Origin of the sequence: Halarchaeum nitratireducens (assembly GCF_014647155.1) — an archaeon.
In the GTDB taxonomy this organism is placed as follows: domain Archaea; phylum Halobacteriota; class Halobacteria; order Halobacteriales; family Halobacteriaceae; genus Halarchaeum; species Halarchaeum nitratireducens.
This window is the reverse complement of sequence record NZ_BMOQ01000001.1, coordinates 440004-449590: the sequence shown is the minus strand read 5'-3', so window position 1 is coordinate 449590 and position 9587 is coordinate 440004. Positions and strand designations below refer to the sequence as shown.

The 9587-nt window shown below is 52.7% G+C and carries 13 protein-coding genes; 5 read left to right on the top strand and 8 right to left on the bottom strand.

Annotated elements, in window-relative coordinates:
- Positions 1–12: 12 nt before the first annotated feature.
- The 5 genes from IEX91_RS02450 to IEX91_RS02430 all read right to left on the bottom strand — a co-directional run bounded on the left by IEX91_RS02450 (position 13) and on the right by IEX91_RS02430 (position 3702).
- Positions 13–879, bottom strand: a complete 867-nt coding sequence (locus tag IEX91_RS02450) for a hypothetical protein (RefSeq protein WP_188876900.1) — start codon at positions 877–879, stop codon at positions 13–15.
- Positions 869–1333: a hypothetical protein gene (locus IEX91_RS02445; RefSeq protein ID WP_188876899.1), complete on the bottom strand. Its 465-nt coding sequence runs from the start codon at positions 1331–1333 to the stop codon at positions 869–871. Before IEX91_RS02445 ends, IEX91_RS02450 begins: the two co-directional genes overlap by 11 nt.
- A gap of 16 nt (positions 1334–1349) precedes the next feature.
- A complete protein-coding gene (locus tag IEX91_RS02440; RefSeq protein ID WP_188876898.1) occupies positions 1350–2072 on the bottom strand; it encodes a hypothetical protein in 723 nt (240 codons plus the stop codon).
- A gap of 66 nt (positions 2073–2138) precedes the next feature.
- Entirely contained in the window at positions 2139–3149 is a 1011-nt protein-coding gene (locus tag IEX91_RS02435) for a restriction endonuclease (RefSeq protein WP_188876897.1), read from the bottom strand.
- Between the two features lie 67 nt (positions 3150–3216).
- Positions 3217–3702, bottom strand: coding sequence for a hypothetical protein (locus IEX91_RS02430; RefSeq protein WP_188876896.1), 486 nt, complete (start codon positions 3700–3702; stop codon positions 3217–3219).
- A gap of 109 nt (positions 3703–3811) precedes the next feature.
- On the opposite strand from IEX91_RS02430, the gene IEX91_RS02425 reads away from it, so the two are divergent.
- Both IEX91_RS02425 and IEX91_RS02420 read left to right on the top strand, forming a co-directional pair.
- Positions 3812–4270 (top strand): TIR domain-containing protein, encoded by a 459-nt coding sequence (locus IEX91_RS02425; protein WP_188876895.1) that lies wholly within the window; start codon positions 3812–3814, stop codon positions 4268–4270.
- Positions 4267–4875, top strand: a complete 609-nt coding sequence (locus IEX91_RS02420; RefSeq protein ID WP_188876894.1) for a phage holin family protein — start codon at positions 4267–4269, stop codon at positions 4873–4875. Before IEX91_RS02425 ends, IEX91_RS02420 begins: the two co-directional genes overlap by 4 nt.
- A 12-nt stretch (positions 4876–4887) precedes the next feature.
- Here the strand turns inward: IEX91_RS02420 and IEX91_RS16225 are convergent, their stop codons facing one another.
- Positions 4888–5712 carry a TIR domain-containing protein gene (locus IEX91_RS16225; protein WP_229772761.1) on the bottom strand — a complete coding sequence of 275 codons (825 nt, stop codon included), beginning with the start codon at positions 5710–5712 and terminating at the stop codon, positions 4888–4890.
- A 164-nt stretch (positions 5713–5876) separates the two neighbouring features.
- On the opposite strand from IEX91_RS16225, the gene IEX91_RS02410 reads away from it, so the two are divergent.
- Both IEX91_RS02410 and IEX91_RS02405 read left to right on the top strand, forming a co-directional pair.
- A complete protein-coding gene (locus IEX91_RS02410; RefSeq protein WP_188876893.1) occupies positions 5877–6410 on the top strand; it encodes a hypothetical protein in 534 nt (177 codons plus the stop codon).
- Positions 6407–7339 carry a tyrosine-type recombinase/integrase gene (locus IEX91_RS02405; protein WP_188876892.1) on the top strand — a complete coding sequence of 311 codons (933 nt, stop codon included), beginning with the start codon at positions 6407–6409 and terminating at the stop codon, positions 7337–7339. Before IEX91_RS02410 ends, IEX91_RS02405 begins: the two co-directional genes overlap by 4 nt.
- A gap of 161 nt (positions 7340–7500) precedes the next feature.
- On the opposite strand, the gene IEX91_RS02400 is transcribed toward IEX91_RS02405, so the two are convergent.
- Together IEX91_RS02400 and IEX91_RS02395 are read right to left on the bottom strand one after the other, a co-directional pair.
- Positions 7501–7830 (bottom strand): hypothetical protein, encoded by a 330-nt coding sequence (locus IEX91_RS02400; RefSeq protein ID WP_188876891.1) that lies wholly within the window; start codon positions 7828–7830, stop codon positions 7501–7503.
- Positions 7831–8057: 227 nt separating this feature from the next.
- Entirely contained in the window at positions 8058–8438 is a 381-nt protein-coding gene (locus IEX91_RS02395) for a zinc ribbon domain-containing protein (RefSeq protein ID WP_188876890.1), read from the bottom strand.
- A gap of 527 nt (positions 8439–8965) precedes the next feature.
- Between IEX91_RS02395 and IEX91_RS02390 the strand changes: the two genes are divergently transcribed.
- Positions 8966–9487 (top strand): hypothetical protein, encoded by a 522-nt coding sequence (locus IEX91_RS02390; RefSeq protein WP_188876889.1) that lies wholly within the window; start codon positions 8966–8968, stop codon positions 9485–9487.
- Positions 9488–9587 lie beyond the last annotated feature (100 nt).

The window sequence follows — 9587 nt, the reverse complement described above, 5'->3', positions numbered from 1 at the left end:
TCGTCTATAACATCAAGCGGGCTGTGAAACAGTGAATTCCACCGCCGTATGGCGATTCAACACAGCCGTCTCAATGGTTTTCGAGTCAACCAGACTATCAGGATGTTCCTGAATGTGCTGTTTTATTTTCTCCTGCTCACGTGGAGAGGCCTTATTCTCGGTAATAATTTCAGCACGTCGAAACGGAATCTTGCTCCATGGTGAATGCACTACCTGCGGGGTCTCAATCGTCCCAGTCTGCTCAATACGTGCCTCGCCAAGCCCGTCAACACTTGGCGGATCAACACACGATAGGAGGAACATTTGAGGAAATTTGCTATAGATATAGATCCCATCGTCCACGGTCACGACGGATGCGTCGATACCCCGCGAAGAGTAGAATTCCCAGCCTTCAGGAGCTTCACTTGGTACAGATTCCGTCTCACCCAGTAAAATGAGGTGATGAGAGCGAGTGGCTGCCGAGAGCGGCTGATCACCGTTTAGAATAGCTCGCCAATGATGTTCGGCTTCTCTCAAGGCAGTCTGCTCGTCCGAGTCCCAAGCATCCATCGCCGAGAAGCTACTGACGAGGAACCTCCACGAGAGTGAAATGGTAAACCGCTTCAGCCAAGAGTCGTACTCGAAGTCCGTCTTTTGCTGCCGAATTACCGGATAGAAGATGCGAGACGCAAACTGCTGTTCCCAATCTCCTATTCGCTGCTCACACTCGCTACACAACAGCTTCTCCTTCTTATCTTGGATACGCGTATCCGGATCATCGACACCACGGAGAAATGGAGTCGCTCCGCTCTCTTTGAGCCACCTGATAACGAAATTCGGAATAATATGGCTCTGCCGTAACTCACGATCGTCTCCGCACAGCCGACATTTACTGCTCATGATAGCTCCACTCGCAGGAGTACCCCAGCTCATCGAAATCCTGCCCAGTATCGAACCTCACAAACAATCCATAGTCGTAGTCCAAGTGTTGCAGGTATGCTCGTATCTTCTGGCGGTCACCGTCGCTTGAGTTACCCGACTTCTTCGCTTCAATCACGAGGAGATTGTTTTCCTCTGACCCCCGCTGATGGATTATTACGTCAGGATAGACTGTCCCCTGACTATCGTCTTGCAGCATCTCCTCTGGGAGCCGCTTAGTCACATCACCGCCCTCGCCTATTCGGTTGTACTCGACATCTACGTCCCAAGGGTCACTGACTGCCTCTTGCAGATACATCCCGAGACAATGAGTGATGCTCCTCTCGTTAACATCGAACCTCAGTAAATCTGTATCCTCATCTATGACTCTCTCAAGAGCGACTGATACCGCTTGCCGTACCTCCTCTTCGTTCATACCTATATGTTGATTGTCACGGGTTCAACGCTTCGTACCGCTTCTTAACGACGTGAGCTGTTAACCCTACAAAGAACAGGGTTGCGACTCCAACATTGTCGTCGTAATATGCGTCTGGCTCACCGTGCATTATACGATGACGGTGTTGCCAGAAGTCACCCCACTTGTCTTTGAAAGCACTTCCCTGGTCGTTTTCGACACCGAAGATAGAGTACTGGTCGTACCAGTCTTCCAAGGCATCCTTTTTGTGGCCACTGTGATAGATGTCTTCTCCGTTGGCATTGGTTCTGTTCGTGGTGATATTCGGGTCGTGCTCACATAGCCAGATAATTAGCCCATCCAATGCCGATATTAGAGCCAATATTCCTGAATTGAAGTCCTGAATATCGTCATCACTAGAATCTTCAGCAAACATTTCAGAGCCATACTCTATTCGTTCCGCAATAGTTCCTAGGTCAGAATCTCCCGTCTCTTGTAACGAGAGTTGACCCTCGTGAGCCCACTTGAAGGCGTGATAGTATGCTTCATTTGATGGGGAATAGTCGCTCGGCTCGTAGTCCCATGGCGGGCCAATGTCGATATGTTTCTCCGCCTCTTTCTTAGCTCGTTCAAGACGTTTCTGGGCCTTTTGTATTGCATCGATAGCAGAGTCGATAGTGTCTTGTGATGGGAGCGAACCGGCGATACTCTCGTAATCTATCTCGGGGATATCTATTCCACTTACCGGATTATCAGACATATCAGTACAGTCTCAAGGTGGTTGGATAAAGGCCAGGAAAACCTAGACTGTCAGCGTTACTCATCGTTATTCTTCGAGTGGAGGGTCTTGAGAGGGAATGTAGATCTGCTTCAACGGTACTGTCGCCTGATACTCGGATTCGAGGTCGTCGTAGTGCTGAATCAGGAGGTCAATGAACTCATCCCGGTCGATGAGTGTGACCCGTTGTTCGGCGTTCCGTGCTGCATCCTGCGCTTCGCTGGTATAGCCACCAGTCGAGACGAATAGGCCCCGTTCGCCGTTCCCGAGGGTTCCGGTGAACGCTCTCATATCCGGGGAGCCGACTTTCTTCTGTTGGCGCTTCACCTGTGCCTTGATGTACGGCTCTTCGAATCCCAACGAGTCAGGGTGAGCGACCACGTCGATACCGCGGTCCTGACTGTCCCGCGTCTTCTTCGCGTGGTATCCCATCGCTCGTAGGACTGCGGCGACCAACTCCTCGAAGACGAACGGGTCCATGTTCGCCAGAATGTCGGAGATGAGTTCGTCTGCCTGATTCTCCACTTCGTCAACGAATGGTACAGTGTCCTCCTCGTCCTCGCTCTCATCGGGTGTCTCGCCGCTTAGAACGTCCGTGATTTCATCAATGCAGTCGTCAAGGGAGAACACCGTGAGCGTGCTTCCGAGTGTGTTCTTCGTCGAGGTCGTGAACTCGTCGCGGGAAACGGTGTCTTTCCACTCGACACGCCTGACGTGTGGGTATCCCGGCGGGTGGTCGCCTGGTTTCCACTCGTAACCACTTGTGACCTCGCCGATGAGATACTCGCGCTCCGTTTTGTCGTAGCTCAGAACCAGATGCCCCTCCTTCATCTCAAGCGCGAATCGATTCACTTGCCCCGCATTCTGAGCGAGACGCCGACTATTGTGCTGGGAATACTCGTCGGTCGAATTGAATCGGATCTTCATATCCTCGTATGACCGGATATCCGAAACGTCCCCCAGCTCCTTCCATCCGACCGCGACCAGAGAACGAGACTCGAATTCCTCGACTAACTCATTGTCATTCCCGGCGCGAACCATGAACGCTCGCTCAGCCATGTTATCCGGAACTATTCCGAACCTCCAAGTATCAAAGTTCGCACGTACTTTAGACTCGCAGTTGGTCTCATTCGCGCTGAGAGAGCATGACTTCCCGCCACTCATTGAGCGGGCCCAGAAATTCATCCGATTCTAGCCACTCCACCGAGCAGTCCGTTTTGAGAATATACCTATCGCTACTCTCTGCATCAAAAATCCCTTCGTCTGTTACGCCTGTTTCAAGGATTATCAGCATCGGATGGTCCAACATATACGCCATACCGGCTTCCAGCTGGTTCCAGGGTGTCGGTAAGTATTGCTCGTCAAGAGGTTCCCCCGCTCTATTTTCGCCGTCTTTCACTCGTTTCTGCTGAAACCCCAGAATGATTGCGCCGTCACATTCTTTCATCACCTCTCGAACCTTCTGAAGCGGAGTTTTGAATGAGTAATCGGAATAGCCGATAGACCGAATATTCATATTTCGGGCTTCCACCGTTGCCTCAATAGCCTCCCAGAATCGTTCCTGACGGTCATTCAAGCCATTTGGCTTGCTCACGAACACGTTCTGTTTCATCACTCGTGACCACTGCAGGCTTCTAAATTAATACCGTGGTCAGAACTGCCTCACTACTATCTCAACCCGTGGGGAAGCTACTATACCAGTGGGCTGTCTTGCTCGGATTATGTCGGACGATTCACTGAACATAGAAACAATAACTCTTAGCAGCGACGACAGACGAACAGAATACCGTCTATTCGTCTCCCACTCCTGGGATTATAGCGATGAATATGAGAATTTGATTGAACTGCTTGAGGAGGCAAACCATTTCGAATATACGAATTATAGCATCCCCGAAGAGGACGAGATTGATGCAGATACCGACGAGGAGTTAGAAGAGGCACTTCGTAAAGGACAGATTAAACCTGCTTCTGTTGTTATCGCCCTCGCTGGGCTCTATTCTTCCTATAGTGATTGGATTGGCCGAGAGATACGGATTGCTGAGGAAGAAGACAAGGCTATCTTGGGAGTAGAGCCGTGGGGAAGTGACAGCACCTCAAATTACGTGGAGCGGCATGCGGACCAGATGGTCGGATGGAATACCGACTCTATTGTTGATGCTATTCGTGATTTATCTCCATGAGCGATGACGAGGCAGAGGACTGTACCGAGACGGCAAGTGAGGATATTGACCAGAATACGGCACTTGAGCAGTGGAAGTTCTACGGTCAATCGACTCACCAAGTAAGCAATCGCCGCCTCAAGAACAATCGCTTCTATCTCCGGCTGCTCATTGCTCTATTGGGTGTCGCTGGAATCGGAGGAAAGCTCGGATTCATCACTCCCGTCGGGATACTGTTCATTGGAGCCATCGGCCTCCCCTTCTGCGTCCTTTGGACCTTTCACATTCTCTCATACAAACAACTGAACAGCGGGAAGTACCGCGTCCTCTGGCAAATGGCTGAACACCTTCCGTATGACCCATTTCAGATGGAATGGGACCGTCTCAAGGAGGGCGAAAAGCCAGACGTGTATATCAAACATACCACCGTTGAGGTCTGGTGGCCGCGTGTCTTCGGGTTCTTTTATGCAGTATTGGTAATCTTCGGGGCACTCTCGCTTCTGGATGAGCTGAGTTTCTACTGGTGGGGTGTCGGTATCCTCACTGTCATCTGGCTCATCTACGCTCTCCTCGTACTCAAAGGAAAAAGCCCGACTCAGAAATATTGGGACTACACAGGTGAGTAGGTGAGACACCGGTTATTTTGTGTGCTCAACAATTGCCCCTACGATTGATTTCTGCCGCCAACCAACCATCTCGACTGCTGCGTCTTCGACTACGTTCGGTGTCTGCTCGGAGCCGTGAGGACGAATCCCTACAATCGGTTTGTCAAACTCATTTGCTAATTCAATCTCGTTCTGAATCCATTCACGGTGCGCACTATACATTCCCGCGAGCACGAGGACGACGGCAGTGGTGCGTATCTGGTCCCGCAGTTGAGACCGAAGGTGAGCATCGTTCACTGTGTCAAGCGGGTCATCCAGGGGAACACTGTGGTTCTGCCAGTCCAACTCATCGAAGTCATTCAGAAAGTCAACTACGCGCTCGTACTCGTCGTTGTAGTCCCATGCGTGGCTGATGAACACATTGTACTGACGATTCTCCGGACTTGGCGGCCGCTGAGTGGTACTTCCCGGACTACTGGACGCTACCCCCGAGTCGCCGTCAGTGAGGTTTTGAATAATATCCCAAAGGAGCTTGACAACGACTGCGCCCCCGGCGAGAAGCAAAATGGCAATTGCTCCTTGCGGGATGTCATCTTTGTTTTCGAGTAGTTGTTTTACGAGCTCATATCGGGTGACGAAGTAGATGTTAGTGTTTCCCGGTTCCCAGACTGCAATATCATCTGTACTCGCCCAGCTTCGATGATGTACTCTGACTCCGGGAAGGACATCCGTATGAGCATCTAGTTCAGGCGGTATCGGTGGGACCTCATCTTGTTGAACCCACTCGATGGAATTGTTGACGAGGACGTTTTCGCGAATGCCCTGCCAACTCCGGTCAGGAGTGTTCGGTAGTTTCATACTCGAATATCAAACGGGAGGGTATTGTATGCTCGGAACTTGTTAACTTAACAGGATAGTCTGTCCAGCACGTCCTGTGTTTGTAGTCTCTCAGTCGCCATATCCATCGTTGCTATCCATACGCCTAGGTGCCTCCAGTCGTTATTGTCTGTTGTGAGACATGGATGAGTGACAAAGAGCCACAGCAGACCGAGTGGGAAACCGAGGTCGGGTTGTCCGAGGAGACGACCTACGTCGCCCTCTACCCGAATCGCAAGCACGCCGAGGAGTGGATGGAAGAGGCCGAGGAGCAAGGCTACGGGAGTCGGTCAAAGTACCTATACGAACTGATACAAGAGGCTCGTGCTGCCCGTCAAGAAGGGTTCCTTGCGTACAGTCAGAACGAGTCGAAGGTCGAAGAACTACAACTGCAAGTCGAGCAGTTGCAGGACGACCTCGAAGACGCTCGTAACTCCGAACCCGGTGAAATCGATATCGAACACGAGGAGTTCGTCACTGCGTTCCTCACTGACCGCTACCAGGAGTTCGAAAGCATCCTCCGGGAAGTCACGGGAAGCGGCGTCCTCACGGGCATCGTCAAGGATGCCGTCGAGGAGCAGCTGTTCGACCTCGCAGAAGAGGACAAGGTCGAATATAAGCAGGGGTACGGTTGGCGACTCGCTCACGACGACGCTGACACGGAGGCAGTCAAAGCATGACGGGCAAGACCCGCGAGAAGATTTACGAGAACGAGCACGACGCGGTCAACGACTTCATCCAACGGAAGGAGGCGATGGGTCGCAGTCGCCGGACGCTCAACGCCTACTCCCGAACGCTGAAATCATTCTTCCACGAGGAATTCCCTGACCTCGCGCCCGAAGACGTCAAGGTGGAACATATCGAGGACTACGTTGGTACGCTTGCCGACCGCGACCTTTCGCGGAACACGAAGCGGCGATACCTCGAATCGCTGTCGTCGTTCTACGGGTGGACGATGAAGCGGCCACGCTTCGAAGATATCACTGGGAATCCCGCAGCGGTCGTCCTCGAAGAAATCCCACAGAAGTACCGCGAACGTCCCGACTGCGCGACGTGGGAGAACGCGAAGAAAATCGTTCACAATATCGCTGACCCACGAAACAAGGCGATTGCCGTCATTCTCGCAAAGACCGGATGCCGGATTCGGGAGGCGCTCGAAATCGAAGAGGACGACCTGATGCTCGACGACGGATTCATTCGCCTCCGTGAGCGTAAGGGCGGGAGTCAGACGGTCGTCCCTGTTGACGAGGAGGTGAAGCACGCCATCAAGCGGTATCGACTCGTCCGCCCTGACAATAACTCTGAGTACCTGTTCCTGAGCGTGCGGGGTAGCCGCGTGCAGTCGACGCAGGTGCAGCGGGCCGTTCGGGATGCTGCGGTCAGAGCAGGCGTGATGGACGACGGCGAGACACGCTTTCACCGCAAATTTACGCCTCACACGTTCCGCACGGTGTTCACGACCCTGATGCGCAATAACGAGATGCCGGACCACATATTGCAGTACATCAGAGGAGACAGCAATAACCGAACGATGGACGTCTATACCCGTGTCTCGCGGGATGAGGCGAGGCAGTCATATCTTGAGTGCATCCAGTCACTCGAACTATAGCCCTCCCTTCGTAGAGCAATACGCGGAGACGCGAAGAGACTCGTTCGTCTAACGGTCGACGAGGTAGGCAGGTGTGTTCTATCGGACATCCACTGCACCGGGAGAGACGACGAACGTCTTCGGTCTGAGGGAAACGAGAATCATTGTGTCTTCTAACTGTCTCAGAGCGCACCGCTCCACGTTAGGTATGCTATGGCTGCGACCGGGATTGACGAGTACGCCCAGGACAGCGTGTAGTACCATCCTGGAAGGGATTCGTCGAACCCGTATGTATAGAGGGCGAGGCCAGCAACGAGAAGCCCGATATTCGCGTACCAGGTGAGCCAGTTGCTCACGAATGAGTAGTCGTATAGGTGGATGTTGATGGCTGCGACGTTCGCCCAGATGGCGGGTCGGCTGATGTACTGTTTCTCGACCAGCAATCCGAGTAGTATCAATGCAATCACGTCCAAATTCTCGATGACGACCGCAGGAAGCACATCAATCCACATGCATCGTACTTGTTGGGTGTCAAGATAATGCTTGTCCGAGCGGAGTGAAACTAATCGCCGTTTCCGACTGCACATTGCTTAATCAGTGGTCATCGGTGTACCTGCCTTCGCGTCTCCGACAAGACGCGCAACGCTCTCCCTGTTCGTGACCCCGGCCCCTACGATGTAACAGATGGAACCTGCCCTGCAAGAGCGAAGAGTCTGCTTCGTCTCAAAGGAAGCGTTTCTCAATCCGGTTTGAGGAATCCGAGGACGTTATCAGTGACATGCAAGAGTCCCCACAGCGGTAGTCCGACGACGAGCACCCCGAACCAGTAGCTGAAGAGTGCTATGTCGAGAGGGTGCGGGAGCGCAGTGATGGGAAGGCCCACTGCGTTGAGCCCGATGGCGAACAGGAACGAGAGGAATCCGAGGAGGTTCAGGGAACCAACGGCGCGACGAGGTGACTGGAACGGCCCACGGGGATTCGACCAGTCCCACGAGTTGTTCTCTGTCGAGGTCGCGTTGTCGGTCGTCTCGTCGTCGTCTCCCGCTACGGCTCCACACTCGGGACAGTACGAAGTGGCGTCGGCAAGCTCTGAACCACACTGTTGGCAGTAGTCAGGCATGCCACGGCGCTCGGAGAAGACGTTGGTAGGTGTGGTGGAGGAAATTCTATTCCGAAATCCCTCAGCTCAGAGATATAGATACTCTCCTGTTCGCTGTGGGACGTGTCTCAGCACTAGTCCGAATCGTTGTCTCTGTATTCACTTCGCGGAGCCCGAGGAGCAAGGTGGTGTGCTTGCGTTCGTCACTACCGACCCCCATGTTCCAACCTCTCGTCTTTACTATCGCTTAGACTGTAAGTACCCTCGTCAGACGGGTATCATATATTTAACAACGAGTGGGAAGACAGGTGTTTGAGAAAATATCGTTATGAGACTCTTTCAACGGGGTCAATCACTCTCGTCTATTGGTACAGCATACAGCTAAAAAAGCTAGCTACGTAAGTAGCTAGTAAAAAACTCGATTTGACCAGGTGTCGATGAGGTGGAGAACATAGTGTGCTATCTTTTAGCTTGGTAAGACTTCTTCCTAAGCGCGGGGGCATTTTTGGCTCGTACACGTAATCAGGTGTGGTCACTAACCCCCGTTGATGAGTTCGTGGAACCAGTATCTCTCGAGCAAGTGGAAGATGATGCAAAAGCAGGAGCAGTACGAAGAGGAAGCCTATCTTCGTCGCAAAGCACGGCGCGAGGGCAAGGAGTACAAGCCGCCAAACGTTCGAAAAGCCGAGGAAAAGCGTAGAAAAAAGCGTGCCGAACAGCGTGAATTCGCCGATGAGTTGCGCGAATATAAAAACGACCCGGCAGTATATGTGGAGAAGCGGCAGGAAGATGGCGTTCTGATTCAGAGCATTGAGGGGAATGACGAACCAGCTCCTCCGGGGGTTTGGATTCCATACGTCGGGTCGCAAGGTGGCCATGGCTGGGAAAATACTAGAACAGGGGAACGAAAGTACCAACTTGAGAAACCTGGGACGAATTCACGACTTGAGGAACCCCCGGACATCGAGGGCCGATGGCGTGAACCGGCGGAGCTGAGCTCAGACAATCCGGATTATGAAGCGCCGTTTACCCCCGATGAGGCACGCGAGTTCTTTAACACGAGAGATTGACTGTCTCTGCGGTTCCTCACTAGTTCTGATGTATCCCTCGGGGCGCCCCCTTGTCCCCGCTTCTCGTGGGAGTCTCTTGGGTCTACGACGAGAGACACTC